Raw genomic sequence first — 14,270 nt, 5'->3', positions numbered from 1 at the left:
GCATGCTAGTTTGCGAGGAACAAGGAGAAGCCAATGGCGCGCAGCCGGTATCGCTGGTTCATCGTCATCCTGCTGTTCGCGATCACCGTGGTGAACTACATCGACCGGGCGGCGCTCTCCTACGCCATTCCCCTGATCCACCGGGATCTCGGCCTGTCGCCGGCCGAGACCGGCGCCATCCTGGGCGCGTTCGGCCTGGGCTATGCCGTCACGACCCTGCTCGGCGGTTTCGCCGTCGACCGCTACGGCGCCCGGCTGGTGCTGACGGTTGCAGCCGTGCTGTGGAGCCTGTCCATCGGGGCGACCGCCCTCGCGACCAGCGTATCCATCCTCTATGCAGCGCGTGTGCTGCTGGGCGTCGCAGAGGGACCCAACTTTCCCGCCCTCACCGGCGCGGTCAGCCATTGGCTGTCACCCCACGAGCGGGTGACGGCGCTGGCGAATGCGCTGCTGGCGGTCCCGCTGGCGCTGGCCATCGGCGGGCCACTGGTAACGCAACTGCTCGGCTGGCTCGACTGGCGGCTCACCTTCGTCGCGCTGTTCGCACTCTCCGCCGCCTGGATTCCGCTCTGGTACTTCTGCTTCCGGGACGACCCGTCCCAATCGCGCTTCGTGAACGCGGCCGAGCTCGCCCATATCCGCAAGGCCGAGCCCGGCATCACCGCCCCGCCGCACGCCGCGCTGAAGTTCTGGCCCGATCCTGGCGTGCTGAAGGCGCTCCTGACCAACCGCACCCTGCTTGCCAACTACTGGGCCTTCTTCGTCTTCGGCTACTTCCTGTTCTTCTTCATGACCTGGCTCCCGAGCTACCTGGAGCGCAAGTACGGGCTGAACCTGGGCGCCATCGGGCTGTTCTCGGTCCTGCCGTGGCTGTCGGCCGCCATCCTGCTGGGGGTGATGGGACGCTGGTCGGATCACCTGCTGAAGACCACCGGCAGCCTGCGCATCTCGCGCTCCTGGCTGATCGCCGGCAGTCAGCTGGTCGCGGCCCTCGCCGTCGTGCCGGTGGCCCTCACCGACAACCTCACCGTCGCCATCGCCGGCATCACCGTGGCCGTCGCGGCCTCGATGGGGGCCAACGCCGCCTACTTCGCGGTGAACGTCGATATCGCGCCGCAACGCGCCGCGACGGCACTCGGCCTCATGGATCTCGCCTTCGCCATCGCCGGCTTCCTGGCGCCGGTCATCACTGGCTGGGTGCTGCATCTCCGCGGCTCCTTCGCCGACGGCTTCCTGCTGATGACGGCGCTCGCCCTCTCCTCGGTGTTGGTGGTCGTGCTGTTCCACCACCCCGACAGGGATCGCGAGAAAGCGTGATGCTCAGCCCTCGCGATACCAGTTCGCGAGATCCCAGGTGTTGTTGTCCCAGCCGCTGATCTCGAGCACGAGGTTCGAGGCGGCGGCGGCGGCACCCGGTCGCATGACCAGCGGGATCACCACATAGTTCTCGATCACCAGCTCGTTGCACCGGATGAGCAGGGCGGCGCGCTTCACCGGGTCGAGCTCGACCTGGGCCGCCTTGTGCGTGGCGTCGTATTCCTGGTTCTGCCAGCGCGTGATGTTGCGGCCCTGCCACTTGTTGTCCTTGGTGGCGGCTTCCCAGGAGCAGAACTGACGCAGGAAGACCTCGGGATCCGGCGCGTTCATGCCGTTGCTGTATTCCTGAAGGTCGGCATAGAACTTGGTGTAGGTGTCGGGGTTGGCGACGTCGGAGGAGAAGAACACCGAGGCCGTCACCGACTTCAGTTCCATGTCTATGCCGGCGCGCTGAGCGGCCTGCTTGATGATCTGCTGGGTCTTCTGGCGCGGCTGGTTGATCGAAGTCTGGTAGACGAACTTCAGCCTCTGGCCATCCTTGGCCCGCACGCCATCGGCGCCGCGCACCCAGCCCGCCTTGTCGAGTACGGCATTGGCCTTGTCGACGTTGAACTCGTAGGACGTCTTCTTCGAGCGGAAGCGCTCGGGATTGTTGATGTAGTTGGCCGTCGCGATGCCGATGCGGCCGTAGATGTGGTCCTGGATCGACTTCTTGTCGATCACCAGCGAGAGCGCCTCGCGCACGGCGCGGTCCGACAGGATCGGATGCTTCGTTTTGAGGCTGGACCGCTCGCCGTCGACCTCGGTCCACGGATCGGTGGTGTTTAGCTGCATGTGCTCGATGCCGCCGCCCAGGGTGACGATGACCCGTCCCTTGCCGCCCTTCTCCATGCGCACGAGGATCTCGTCCTCGACCTGCAGGTTCCAGGCGAAGTGGTATTCGCCGGTCTGCAGCACGGCGCGCGCCGCCGACACCGCATCGCCGCCGCCCTTCATCTCGATGGCGTCGAAATGCGGCCGGTTGGGCTCGTGATAGTCCGTGTTGATCTCGCCGGTCACGAGATCACCCGGCTTGAAGTCCTTGAACTTGTAGGGCCCGGTTCCGACCGGCTTCAGGTTGGTCGGCGCCTCGCGTGATTTCGCACCGATATAGTCGGCGAAAAGATGCTTCGGGATGATGCAGCCCGCCCAGCCGACGAAGGTGTCGGCCCAGAATGGCGTCGGCTGCTTGAACTTCACGCGCACGGCATGGTCGTCGACCTTCTCGACCGTGACGTCGCGGTAGGAGCCGTTCGATACGGTGGCCGTGGCCGGGTCGTTCGAATACTGCCAGGTGAAGACCACGTCGTCGGCGGTGAAGGGCTTGCCGTCGTGCCAGCGCACGCCCCTCTTCAGCTTCCAGACCACCCAGAGCCCATCGGCCGACAGCGTGCCGTCGGCGCGGTTCGGAATCGACGCCGCGAGCTTCGGCCTCAGATTGCCGTCACGGTCCCAGGCCGCCAGTGGCTCGTAGAAGAGCCGCGAAGCGTCCTGGTCCTTGGTGCCGACCGCAAAGTGCGGATTGAGGAGCGTCGGCCCCTGCCACCACATCACCTTGAGCAGCCCGCCGCCGCCGCGCTTCGTGGGCTTATAGACCGGCTTGGACTGGGCCATCGCCAGACCGGAGAGCGCCAGCAGCTGGGTCGCCATCGGTGCGGTCAGGCCCGCCGCCGTCAGGCGCCGGATGAAGCCGCGGCGCGACAGGCGGCCGGCTTTCACCTTGTCGACGAGACTCCGCAAGCCACGCTCGTTCATGGACGCCTCCATCCAGAGTGTCGAAGCAGCTTCCCTGACGCTCCTGCTATCCTGCAAGATGCGTGCAATTCGATGGGAACAGCCGGAGCCGCCGCCGTCAACCGCGCCGCCTTGATTAAAAGAGCCAGCTGCGCGATACCCGCGCGCCCCTGGCCTTCCACCGGCGGGGTGCGCGGAGGTCCAAACCCCGCGCCATCGACCTCCAGCGGAGTCCACATCCATGCCTGACGCGACAACCGCCACCACGGGCGCGCCCAATCCGCATCTCGCCCCCTACGAAGCGCGCGGCCTCAAGGGCCGGATCCTTTCTGGCGTGCAGCCCACCGGCAATCTCCATCTCGGCAACTATCTCGGCGCGATCCGCAATTTTGCGCGCCTGCAGAACGACTACGAGTGCCTGTACTGCGTCGTCGACCAGCATGCGATCACGGTCTGGCAGGAGCCGGCCCAGCTCGCCGCGCAGACGCGTGAGATCGCCTCGGCCTTTCTCGCGGCCGGCGTCGACGGCACCAAGCAGATCGTCTTCAACCAGTCGATGGTGCCCGAGCACGCGCAGCTCGCCTGGATCTTCAACTGCGTCGCCCGCATGGGCTGGATGAGCCGCATGACGCAGTTCAAGGAGAAGGCCGGCAAGGACCGCGAGAACGTCTCGCTGGGCCTCTTCGCCTATCCGGCGCTGATGGCGGCCGACATCCTGATCTACAAGGCCACGCACGTGCCGGTGGGCGAGGACCAGAAGCAGCATCTCGAGCTGACGCGCGACATCGCCATCAAGTTCAACAACGACTTCAAGGCGCCGGACTTCTTCCCGATCACCGAGCCCCTGATCTTCGGCGCGGCAACGCGCGTCATGAGCCTGCGCGACGGCACCAAGAAGATGAGCAAATCCGACCCGTCGGACTATTCGCGCATCAACCTCACCGACGATGCCGACGCGATCGCCCAGAAGATCCGCCGCGCCAAGACCGATCCGCTGCCGATGCCCGACACGCTGGAGGATGCCGGGAAGCGGCCGGATGCCGACAATCTGCTGGGCATCTACGCCGCCCTCGCCGACCAGGAGAAGGACGCCGTCGTCGCCCAGTTCGCGGGCAAGCAGTTCTCCGAGTTCAAGACGGCGCTGACCGAACTGGCGGTCGCCAAGCTCGGCCCGATCGGCGCGGAGATGCAGCGGCTGATGAAGGACCCCGGCCATGTCGACGGCGTGCTGCGCAACGGCGCCCAGCGCGCCCGCGCCGTCGCGGCACCGATCCTCGACGAGGTCTACCGCGCGGTCGGCTTCCTCAAGCCGTAGCCGTCAGCCTTCCATGCGCGTGAGGGCCCACTTCACGGTGGTGCCCTCGGGCGGGACCTGACCGACCAGGACGATCTGTTCGGTGCGCCGCACGCGGCCTTCCTCGCCGAGATAGATGCTTTCGGCCAGGCCGATGCCGGCGCCGGTCGCGCGCAGGCGCCAGCCGCGGCCGCTCGGCAGCCGCATCAGCACGGCCTGCCCGCTCTGCGCCAGGGTCGCCTTGACCGTCGGATGCAGATGGAAACGCACGATGTAGCGCCGGTCCGGCACGGTGACCGGACGGCCCTCGTAGCCGAGGAACGAATCCTCGCCGCGCAGGTCGCCGCCGTCGGGCGACAGCCACAGCCGCCGGCGATGGATGATGCCGTAGAGCGAGCGGTAGCCGTCGTGGCACATGTCGAGCCACTGGGCGCCGGCATCGTCGGCGCGATCGATCAGCACGTTGCCGGCGCGATATTCCAGCGCGCCATGGTTGGTGATCTCGGTCGAATTGACGTCGTCGACCACCGCCGTCGAATGCGCGGCCGTGAAGCGCATGAAATGCTGCCAGTCGCGCGGCGCGCCGGGATAGGTGCCGCAGTTCACGACCAGCCGCTCGTGCGCGGCGCTCATCTCGAAGCTGAGCGTGCCGGCATGGGCGATGCCGTCCATGCCGCGGCCCGGTGGGCTGCCGGCATCGGCGATCACCAGGGAGGTCCCGGCGGACAGCCGCTGGAAGCCGCTGGCCAGCGCCATCGCCGGCGCGACCTCTCCCGAACCGGTTCGCGCCAGTACGAGGTCGATCAGGCGGCGGTCGCCTTCCCATGTGCCATTGAACAGCGCCAGCCCGCCGTCGCCATGGCGGAAGAAGCGCAGCATCGGCGCCATGCGATCGATCGCAGCCACCAGCTCGGCCGGCGCCCGGCGCTCGGCCGAAGCAAGGGCCGCGCGCACGTCGATCAGGTGGCGCAGCACCGTGAGCTGCAGGTGCGGCGCCCTCTCCGACACGATGCCGTCATGCAGCACGTAGCGCTTCAGGAACTTCGAGAGCCGCGCCAGCGACTGGTCGAGGCTCTTCTCGAAGTGCTTGCCATCGCGAATGAACGCGAGATCAGCGAAGATCAGCGCCTTGTAGACGGAAACGGCCTCGTGGCCGACCATGCCGCGGCGTGCGACGCGGCGCAGATGGACCCGCTGGCGACCGAGCGAAAAGACGAAGCGGGCCGGAAAGCCGGAATCGGCCGCGGCGGCCATCCATTCATAGTGCCGGATCCAGGCGACCATGCGCGCCGCCAGCACGTCGCGCTTCCAGGTCACTGGCGACCAGCGCCATTCGCGGTTGGTCCAGTCGTCGACCAGCTTCGCGGCGAGCAGCGCGCCGTGCGGATCGCCGTTGTCGCGCAGGTCGCGCAGCCAGGCGAACCCGTTCAGCGCATCGAGCCAGAGTGGCGTCGCGCCGGCGCGCTGCCACGGCGGATCGTCCGAATCGGGCAGCACCGCGCCAACGCTGCCGGCGGCGGCCAGTTCGCCGGTCAACAGCAGCCGCTGCCCCAGCACCGGATCGCCCGGCCAGGAATCGGCCGCCACCGCGAAGAAACTGCGCGGCGTGGCCTGGCCCAGGGTCAGGGAATAGAGCGACGAGCCGAGGAACCAGCGGCCGAAGCCGCGACGCTCTCCCTTTGCTGCGGCAGAGGGGCGTGTCGGAACGGAACGGATGGGCCGGGCGCCGGAAACCAAAGGTTCCCCGGGCCGTCTTGTGTCAGCGACCAACGTCATCTTTTCGTTCTTTGGCCCGGGAGTCTCGAGCAGCCGGGCGGTGGAGGGATTTTGACAAGTTTACCCCAGCCGGAGCCCTCTGGCGATGGGTGGGCGGCCCCTTGAATGGCGACGACCGCATCCCAGATTCATTCCAAGGGAAGGCCCTCAGGGATTCCCCGCCACTCGCTCCACGGAGGGGGGTTCAGAATGAGTCGCGTTTCCATGTTTAGTTCACCCTTGTTGCTGGGCTTCGACCAGTTCGAACGGACGCTCGACCGGTTGGCCAAGAACGCCGAGGGTTACCCGCCCTACAATATCGAGCGGATTGGCGAGAACGGGCTGCGCATCACCCTGGCGGTCGCCGGCTTCACGAGTGCGGAGCTCGCCATCGAACTCGTCGAGAACCAGCTCACCGTCCGCGGCAAGCAGGCCGAGGATGGCAGCCGGGTCTACCTCCATCGCGGCATCGCCGCGCGCCAGTTCCAGCGGGCCTTCATGCTTGCCGACGGAATCGAGGTGACGGGAGCCCGTCTCGACAACGGCCTGTTGTCGATCGACCTGATGCGACCGGTACTGGAGCCCCGCATTCGAACCATCCGCATCGACTCCGGCAATGCCGCCGGCGACGCGGACCATATGATCGATATCACCGCACATCGCAGCCGTTGAGGCGGGGTGCGTTGACGCTGCCAAGGAGGTAGCCATGCAAAACGAAAACAATGTCGTGACGTTTACCCCTCTCGCCGAGGAAGCGTTTCTCAGCCTCGGTGCCGAGCACATTGCCTATGTAAAGGACGTCAGCCTTCCCGATGGCGCGCACGCCGTCGGCATCTTCTCGGCCGACGGCAAGCCGATGGCATCGGCTCCCTCGATCGAGATCGCCCAGGCGCTGATCCGCCAGCACGAGCTGGAGCCCGCGCTGGTGCACTGAGGAAGCCGGGCCGGGAAAGCTCAAGACTGAGGCGGTTCAGGCAGCGCTCTGTGCCTGCACCGTCTCGACAAGTAGCGCGTAGAGCGCCTCGGCATTCTCCGTCGCCCGCAGCTTCTCCACGAGGCTGCGGTCACGCAGCAGGCGTGACACGCGCGCCAACGCCTTGAGATGATCGGCGCCGGCACCCTCCGGCGTGACCAGCAGGAACACGATGTCCACGGGACGTTCGTCGATCGCGTCGAAATCGACGGGATGTGCCATGCGCGCAAAGACACCCATCGGCTTCGTCATGGTCGACAACCGGCCGTGCGGGATCGCGATGCCGCCGCCGATGCCGGTCGATCCCAGGCGCTCCCTCTCGAGCAGGCGGTCAAACAGCTTGCGTTCGTCGATGTTGAAAAGACCGGCGGCACGATTGGCGAGTTCCGCCAGCAGCGCCTTCTTCCCGGTCGCCTTGGCGCTGGCCAGAACGGCGTCCGGACCGGTCAGCAAATCGGCGATTTCCACAATGTCACCAATGGGTTAGCGAGCGCAAACTTTGGTCGCCCCTGCGAAGGGTGCGCCCCTATAGGCGCGTCCCCCGGTCGGGTCAAGCCATGGTTCGCGGGCACGCCGCGCCCCGCCGCGCGACCCGCCTCAGTCGGCCGAGCCGCTCATCGCCTGGGCGGCGGCGGCGGCATGCGGCAGAACTGAGGGCATCTGGCGACTCATGCCCAACCGGCCCAGGCGACGACGCTCCGCCGACGACGGTATGCGCATGGCCTCACGATACTTCGCCACGGTCCGACGCGCGATTTCGATGCCCTCGCCCTTCAGCAGGTCGACGATACGGTCGTCGCTGAGCGGCTGGTGCGCGTTCTCGCCGCCAACGAGCAGGCGGATACGCGACCGCACTGATTCCGAGGAGACGACGACGCCGGGCGTCCGCGCCGGCAGTGCCGAGGTGAAGAAGTACTTCAGTTCGAAGATGCCACGCGGCGTATTGATGTACTTGTTCGAGGTGACACGGCTCACCGTGCTCTCGTGCAGCTCGGTGGCGATGGCGATATCGCGCAGGACCAGCGGCTTCAGCGCGCTGACGCCGTGGCGGAAGAAGCCGTCCTGCTGGCGCACGATCTCGCGCGCGACCTTGAGGATCGTGGTGGCGCGCTGCTCCAGCGTCTTGACCAGCCAGTTGGCTGACTGGAATCGCTCGGCGACGAAGTCGCGATCGGGCTTGGCGCGGGCGCCCTTCATCAACGTCGCGTGATAGTTACGATCGACCAGGACCTTGGGCAGCGCGTCGGTGTTGAGCTCGATGTGCCAGCCATCCTCGCCGGTCTCGGGATCCTTGGCCGGCGTCAGATAGAGATCGGGCTGCACCGGCTGGATCGGCTCGAACTCGAAGGCCTGGCCCGGTCGCGGGTCGAGCGTGCGGAGCTCGGCCAGCATGTCACGCAGATCCTCGTCGTCGACGGCACAGCGACGGCGGAGCTGGCCGAGTTCGCCGGCGGCGACGAGATCGAGATTCTCGAGCAACGCCTTCATCGCCGGATCGAGACGATTGCGTTCGACGAGCTGCGCCGCAAGGCACTCGGCGACGGTCCGGGAGAACAGACCGGCAGGCTCCATCTGACGCAGCCGGGCCCAGATCTTTTCGACGAGTGCGATGTCGCTGGCGACGGCCTCGGCAACGGCGGCGACGTCGAGGCGGCAGTAACCGGCCTCGTCGAGGCCTTCCGCGATCTTCAGCGCGATACGGCGCTCCGCCGGATCCTTGAACATGAGCTCGATCTGCTCGAGCACATGAACGGCCAGCGATTGCGGACGCTCGGCCACGAAATCCAGCGCCTCGGGCGCATCCTCACGCTGGCCGGCGCGGCTCGCGGCGGCGTCGCCGCCACGGTCGGCATGTTCACGGGTCCAGCGATCGTCGGCTTCGGCAAGGGCCGGCGCGGCGGCCGAGAGCGCTTCGGCCGTATCGCGCGGCGTCTCGATGGCGGGGCCTTCATGGTCGACCGAAGGGCCCTCGTCCGAGGAGCCCTCGGCCAGCAGCGGATTCTTTTCCAGTTCCTGTTGAATGAAAGCGGCAAGCTCGAGGTGCGAGAACTGCAGCAGCTTGATGGCCTGCTGGAGCTGCGGCGTCATTGCCAAAGTCTGGCGTGACGCGAGGATTAGACTCGGACCGATACGCATGGCACCCCACCCTGAAGGTCTACGGACCTCCCCGTGAGGAAACTACAGCAAAAACCGTGCCAAATTCATCACGGCCGATATTTCAATGTGCGAAAATATCCGTCTCGGGCCAGCCCGCAATGTCCAGCCGTGCACGGGTGGGCAAAAAGGCGAAGGCGGCATCCGCCAGCTCACGGCGCCCCTCGCGTTCCAGAAGCAGGTCGAGCTTGGCCTTGAGGGCGTGCAAATGCAGAACGTCCGAAGCGGCGTAGGCAAGCTGCTCATCGGTCAGGCTATCGGCCCCCCAGTCCGAGGTCTGCTGCTGCTTGGAGAGATCGACACCCAACAACTCCCGGCACAGTTCCTTCAGCCCGAATCGGTCGGTGAAGGTGCGCACCAGCTTGGCCGCGATCTTGGTGCAATAGACCGGCTCGCAGCGAACGCCGAGCGAATGCTCGAGCACGGCGATGTCGAAGCGGCCGAAATGAAAGAGCTTCAACACCTTGGGATCGGCGATCAGGGCGGCGAGCCGCGGCGCCTTGGCCGCGCCCTTCGGCGCTCCCCGCGGAATCTGGACCAGATGGGCGTTGCCGTCGCCCGCCGAAAGCTGCACGAGGCAAAGCCGGTCGCGATGGGGGTTGAGGCCCATGGTCTCGGTATCGATGGCGACGACGGAGCCGAACGAGAGATCCGCGGGAAGGTCGCCCCGGTGAAGGCTGATCGCCATCTATAAATGCTCCAGCTGGCCAGCACGTCGTCCGGAGGCAAATGCTCCGGCGGCGCCTAAACTATTGATATTCCACATGAAGATGCGGCACGCGGTCAGTATGTACGCCAGTCCGGAAGCGACGTCCATATTGCCGGGATTGACGGTGACGTGCGGTACACACTTGATCCATCGGCCTCAGTGCCTGCTTTGTCGCAGCGACCGTAATCGATCCGTGCGAGAAGAAATGGCTATACTGAATCGTCGGCATCGGACCGAGGCAAGAGACAGATGCGATGAACTACATGGTACTGGCGGTCGTTGCGTTGTTTGCCATCATGGGCGCCGTTGTGGGTTGGCGGCGCGCGACAGCCAACATCGAGGACCCCCCGGGCAAATATGATTTCCCGGGCGGCATGACCCGCCGTGAACATCTGCGCATTCTCGCCCACAAGCACCGCAAGTGGCGAATTCCGATCACCCTGGCCTACGCAACCGCAAGCGGCGCAGCAGGCTTCGCCATATTGATGGTCTATGCTGTTTTTATCCGGCGTTGATCCGGGCGGCGACGTTGCTGCCGACGGCCGCGGATGCGGCTCGAATATCTGGCTTCAAAGGAGAAACCAGCCGCATGGTGCCCAGGAGAAGACTCGAACTTCCACGCCTCGCGGCGCTAGTACCTGAAACTAGTGCGTCTACCAATTCCGCCACCTGGGCACGGCATGCGGTCTAGTGCGGGCGCTGAGTTAGGGCCGCGTCGCGCCGATGTCAACCGGTGTAGACACTCGCGCGACAGCGCGCGGGCGCGCTTCGCCCCTTGAACCGTCATGGCATTGGGCTATAGGCAGCATCCATGAGCATCAAGCAGGTCACCGTCTTTGGCGGCAGCGGCTTCGTCGGCCGCGCCATCGTGCGCGCGCTGGCGCACGAGGGATACCAGGTTCGCATCGCCTGCCGGCGCATCGAGCTGGCGGAGCGGATCAAGACCGCAGGCGATGTCGGCCAGATCACGCTGGTGCGAACCAACCTGCGCAACGCCGCGTCGGTGAAGGCCGCCGTCGCCGGCAGCCAGGCGGTGGTCAATGCCTCCGGCATTGCCTTCCAGCGCGGCCGCCAGAGTTACCAGACCGTCCATGTCGAGGGTTCGCGGGCCATCGCCGAGGCCGCTAAGGCCGCAGGCGTCCAGCGCCTGGTACATATGTCCGGCATCGGCGCCGACCAGCGCAATTCGACGAACAAGTACATCCGCTCCAAGGTCGACGCCGAGGATGCGATCGTCGCGGGATTCCCGGACGCCACGATCCTGCGCCCGAGCGTGGTCTTCGGGCCCGAGGACGCGATGTTCAACCGCATGGGCCAGATCGCCAAGCAGGCGCCGTTCCTGCCGGTGGTCGGCGACGGGTCGGCCAGGGTCCAGCCGGTTTTCGTGGGCGATCTCGGCGCGGCCGTGGTGGCCGTGCTGGAACGTCCCGACACGGCCAGGACCGTGTTCGAACTGGGTGGTCCGCGCGTCTACACCTACCGCGAGATCGCCGCTCTCGTGCTGCGCGAAACCGACCGCCACAAGCGGATCGTCGGCATCCCGGCCAGCCTGATGCGGATCGCGGGGTTCTTTTCCGAGTTCCTGCCCGTCCCGCCCCTGACCCATGACCAGGTCGACCTGCTGGTGACCGACAATGTCGCCCGCCCCGGTGCCCCCGGCCTGGCGGCGCTCGGCATCGAGGCAACGGCCGCCGAGGCCATCCTGCCGATGTACCTCGACCGCTACCGCATCGGCGGCCGCTACAATCTCCACGCCCCGGCCTGACTGATCCAACAAAGACGTCACAGACGGCTCTTATGCTTGCCTGAAGCAATTAGTCCCATAATGGAATCATCTCAGGATTGACCGAATCGCTCCACGAGAGAATGATGGGTGGAGGCGTGAAGGCCGTCGATAATTAGGTCAACATAGTTGACTATCGACGAGAGACATGGTCTAAGGCCTCCAACAATGGCGTGAAGGCGCGGTCGGCGCGCTTCTTGCGTAATAAAATTTCACAATTTGTCCGAGGAGCCGGGGATGGCCGAGAGGATGCTGAAGTTCGTCGGAACGCCGCAAGCCATGCCCGACAAGCGGCCGGCCGCCGAACGGCGCCGCGACTTCGACGAGATCTATGAGGGCTTCGCCAGGGACAAGGCCGCCGAACAGGCCGCCCGTTGCTCGCAATGCGGCGTGCCGTTCTGTCAGATCCATTGCCCGCTCCACAACAACATCCCGGACTGGCTGAAGCTCACCGCCGAGGGCCGGCTCGAAGAGGCATACGAACTCTCCTCCGCGACCAACAATTTCCCGGAGATCTGCGGACGCATCTGCCCGCAGGATCGGCTCTGCGAAGGCAACTGCGTCATCGAGAAGGGGTTCGAATCGGTCACGATCGGCTCGGTCGAGAAGTACATAACCGACACGGCCTGGCAGCGCGGCTGGGTGAAGCCGATCCAGCCACGGCGCGAGCGGCCCGAGAGCGTCGGCATCGTCGGCGCCGGCCCCGCGGGCCTCGCCGCGGCCGAGCAGCTTCGCCGCAAGGGCTACCAGGTCGCCGTCTACGACCGCTACGACCGGGTCGGCGGGCTGCTGATCTACGGCATCCCGAACTTCAAGCTCGAGAAGGAGATCGTGCAACGCCGCGAGAAGCTGCTGCGCGATTCGAAAGTCTCCTTCCACCTGAACTGCGACGTCGGGCGCGACGTGTCGCTCGAGGAGCTGCGCGCGCGCCACGCCGCCGTACTCATCGCCACCGGCGTCTACAAGGCACGCGACATCGCCGCCCCCGGCGTCGGTCTCGCGGGCATCGCCCCGGCGCTCGACTATCTCACCGCCTCGAACCGTCACGGTCTGGGCGACTCGGTACCGGAATTCGAATCGGGCATGCTGAATGCGGCGGGCAAGGACGTCGTGGTGATCGGCGGCGGCGACACCGCGATGGATTGCGTGCGCACGGCTGTGCGCCAGGGCGCGAAGTCCGTGAAGTGTCTCTATCGCCGCGACCGCGCAAACATGCCTGGCTCCCAGCGCGAGGTGAAGCACGCCGAGGAGGAAGGCGTCGAGTTCGTGTGGCTGGCCGCGCCACAGGCGTTCCTCGGCCAGGAGACGGTGAGCCACGTCCGCACCGTGCGCATCCATCTCGGCATGCCCGACGCCTCGGGCCGCCAGACGCCGCAGGAGATTCCCAACAGCCACGTCAACATCGAGGCCGATCTCGTGCTGAAGGCGCTGGGCTTCGATCCCGAGGATCTGCCGGCGGCGATGAGCGCGCCTGACCTCGGAGTCACCGGCTGGAACACGCTGAAGATCGACTGGAAGAGCATGATGACCAGCCTCGACGGCGTGTTCGCCGCCGGCGACATCGTGCGCGGCGCTTCGCTGGTCGTGTGGGCGGTGCGCGACGGCCGCGACGCCGCCGAGCGCGTCCACACCTATCTCGCGGGCAAGGCGCTGGCCGCCGCACGGATCGCAGCGGAGTAGACGATGCTGAAGGTCTATGACTTCACCGGGTCGGGCAACGGCTACAAGGTCTGGTTGCTGATGTCGCAGCTCGGCCTGCCGTTCGAACGCATCGAGCGCGACATCCTGAAGGGCGAGACGCGCACGCCGGAGTTCCTGGCGAAGAACCCGAACGGCCGCATCCCGACGCTCGAGCTGGAGGACGGCACGTTCCTTTTCGAATCGGGCGCGATCCTCTGGTACCTCGCCGAAGGCACGCCGTTCGCGCCGACCGACCGGCTGGCGCGCGCGAAGACGCTGCAATGGATGTTCTTCGAGCAGTACAGCCACGAGCCCTATATCGCCGTGGCGCGCTTCTGGAAGCATTTCCTCGACAAGCTCTCGCCGCAGCAGGAAGCCAACCTGCCCGACATCATGAAGAAGGGTTACGCCGCCCTCGACGTGATGGAGAAGCATCTCGCGACCCGCACCTTCTTCGTCGACGACCGCTACGGCCTCGCCGACATCGCGCTCTATGCCTACACGCATGTCGCCGACGAGGGCGGGTTCGACCTGTCGCGCTATCCGAACATCACCGCCTGGATGGCGCGCGTGAAGGCAGAGCCCTGCCATGTCGCGATCGATCACACGTTCTGACCAAGGGAGAAGAAGAAGATGCCGATGATCAACGTCCAGATGTTCGAGGGCCGCACCATCGAGCAGCGCCGCGCGCTGGCGAAGGAGCTGACCGAGGGCACCTGCCGCGCGCTGGGCTGCACGCCCGACGCCGTGCAGATCATCCTGACCGACATCAAGAAAGAGAACTGGGCCGAAGCCGGCAAGCTGTTCTCCGACACATGACCTTCTGACCGAA

14 protein-coding genes and 1 tRNA gene are annotated in these 14,270 nt (G+C 66.1%); 9 read left to right on the top strand and 6 right to left on the bottom strand.

Annotated elements, in window-relative coordinates:
• Window positions 1–33 precede the first annotated feature (33 nt).
• Window positions 34–1,317 (top strand): MFS transporter, encoded by a 1,284-nt coding sequence (locus Q0Q48_RS04885; protein ID WP_295134838.1) that lies wholly within the window; start codon window positions 34–36, stop codon window positions 1,315–1,317.
• 3 nt (window positions 1,318–1,320) lie between these two features.
• Here Q0Q48_RS04885 and Q0Q48_RS04880 read toward each other — a convergent pair whose 3' ends face one another.
• Window positions 1,321–3,111, bottom strand: a complete 1,791-nt coding sequence (locus tag Q0Q48_RS04880) for a peptide ABC transporter substrate-binding protein (RefSeq protein ID WP_295134835.1) — start codon at window positions 3,109–3,111, stop codon at window positions 1,321–1,323.
• A gap of 220 nt (window positions 3,112–3,331) precedes the next feature.
• Here Q0Q48_RS04880 and trpS point away from each other — a divergent pair, with 220 nt between their 5' ends.
• On the top strand, window positions 3,332–4,405 hold the full coding sequence (trpS, locus tag Q0Q48_RS04875) for a tryptophan--tRNA ligase (RefSeq protein WP_295134832.1): 1,074 nt from the start codon (window positions 3,332–3,334) through the stop codon (window positions 4,403–4,405).
• A 3-nt stretch (window positions 4,406–4,408) separates the two neighbouring features.
• Here trpS and Q0Q48_RS04870 read toward each other — a convergent pair whose 3' ends face one another.
• Complete coding sequence (locus Q0Q48_RS04870; protein WP_295134829.1) at window positions 4,409–6,160, bottom strand: heparinase II/III family protein; 1,752 nt, start codon at window positions 6,158–6,160, stop codon at window positions 4,409–4,411.
• A gap of 189 nt (window positions 6,161–6,349) precedes the next feature.
• On the opposite strand from Q0Q48_RS04870, the gene Q0Q48_RS04865 reads away from it, so the two are divergent.
• Together Q0Q48_RS04865 and Q0Q48_RS04860 are read left to right on the top strand one after the other, a co-directional pair.
• On the top strand, window positions 6,350–6,811 hold the full coding sequence (locus Q0Q48_RS04865) for an Hsp20 family protein (RefSeq protein WP_295134827.1): 462 nt from the start codon (window positions 6,350–6,352) through the stop codon (window positions 6,809–6,811).
• Between the two features lie 34 nt (window positions 6,812–6,845).
• On the top strand, window positions 6,846–7,073 hold the full coding sequence (locus Q0Q48_RS04860; RefSeq protein WP_295134824.1) for a DUF1150 family protein: 228 nt from the start codon (window positions 6,846–6,848) through the stop codon (window positions 7,071–7,073).
• Between the two features lie 36 nt (window positions 7,074–7,109).
• Here the strand turns inward: Q0Q48_RS04860 and Q0Q48_RS04855 are convergent, their stop codons facing one another.
• From Q0Q48_RS04855 to Q0Q48_RS04845, 3 genes are all read right to left on the bottom strand, one after another.
• Window positions 7,110–7,580, bottom strand: a complete 471-nt coding sequence (locus tag Q0Q48_RS04855; RefSeq protein WP_295134822.1) for a PTS sugar transporter subunit IIA — start codon at window positions 7,578–7,580, stop codon at window positions 7,110–7,112.
• A 129-nt stretch (window positions 7,581–7,709) separates the two neighbouring features.
• Window positions 7,710–9,248, bottom strand: coding sequence for an RNA polymerase factor sigma-54 (rpoN, locus tag Q0Q48_RS04850; protein WP_295134819.1), 1,539 nt, complete (start codon window positions 9,246–9,248; stop codon window positions 7,710–7,712).
• Window positions 9,249–9,330: 82 nt separating this feature from the next.
• Window positions 9,331–9,954, bottom strand: coding sequence for a ribonuclease H-like domain-containing protein (locus Q0Q48_RS04845; RefSeq protein WP_295134816.1), 624 nt, complete (start codon window positions 9,952–9,954; stop codon window positions 9,331–9,333).
• 275 nt (window positions 9,955–10,229) lie between these two features.
• On the opposite strand from Q0Q48_RS04845, the gene Q0Q48_RS04840 reads away from it, so the two are divergent.
• A complete protein-coding gene (locus Q0Q48_RS04840) occupies window positions 10,230–10,490 on the top strand; it encodes a hypothetical protein (protein ID WP_295134813.1) in 261 nt (86 codons plus the stop codon).
• A gap of 75 nt (window positions 10,491–10,565) precedes the next feature.
• Here the strand turns inward: Q0Q48_RS04840 and Q0Q48_RS04835 are convergent.
• Window positions 10,566–10,650 (bottom strand) — tRNA-Leu (locus tag Q0Q48_RS04835).
• Between the two features lie 136 nt (window positions 10,651–10,786).
• On the opposite strand from Q0Q48_RS04835, the gene Q0Q48_RS04830 reads away from it, so the two are divergent.
• The 4 genes from Q0Q48_RS04830 to Q0Q48_RS04815 all read left to right on the top strand — a co-directional run bounded on the left by Q0Q48_RS04830 (window position 10,787) and on the right by Q0Q48_RS04815 (window position 14,257).
• Complete coding sequence (locus tag Q0Q48_RS04830) at window positions 10,787–11,740, top strand: complex I NDUFA9 subunit family protein (protein WP_295134810.1); 954 nt, start codon at window positions 10,787–10,789, stop codon at window positions 11,738–11,740.
• Window positions 11,741–11,995: 255 nt separating this feature from the next.
• The gene (locus Q0Q48_RS04825) at window positions 11,996–13,438 is read left to right on the top strand and encodes an NAD(P)-dependent oxidoreductase (protein WP_295134807.1); all 1,443 of its coding nucleotides are present in this window, start codon (window positions 11,996–11,998) and stop codon (window positions 13,436–13,438) included.
• A 3-nt stretch (window positions 13,439–13,441) separates the two neighbouring features.
• Window positions 13,442–14,053 (top strand): glutathione S-transferase family protein, encoded by a 612-nt coding sequence (locus Q0Q48_RS04820; RefSeq protein WP_295134804.1) that lies wholly within the window; start codon window positions 13,442–13,444, stop codon window positions 14,051–14,053.
• A gap of 18 nt (window positions 14,054–14,071) precedes the next feature.
• Window positions 14,072–14,257, top strand: a complete 186-nt coding sequence (locus tag Q0Q48_RS04815) for a 4-oxalocrotonate tautomerase (protein WP_295134801.1) — start codon at window positions 14,072–14,074, stop codon at window positions 14,255–14,257.
• Window positions 14,258–14,270 lie beyond the last annotated feature (13 nt).

It is taken from the genome of uncultured Reyranella sp., from assembly GCF_945957355.1.
Lineage (GTDB): Bacteria > Pseudomonadota > Alphaproteobacteria > Reyranellales > Reyranellaceae > Reyranella.
Note: the sequence above shows the minus strand (reverse complement) of the source record. Positions and strands in the feature narration are given on the sequence as shown.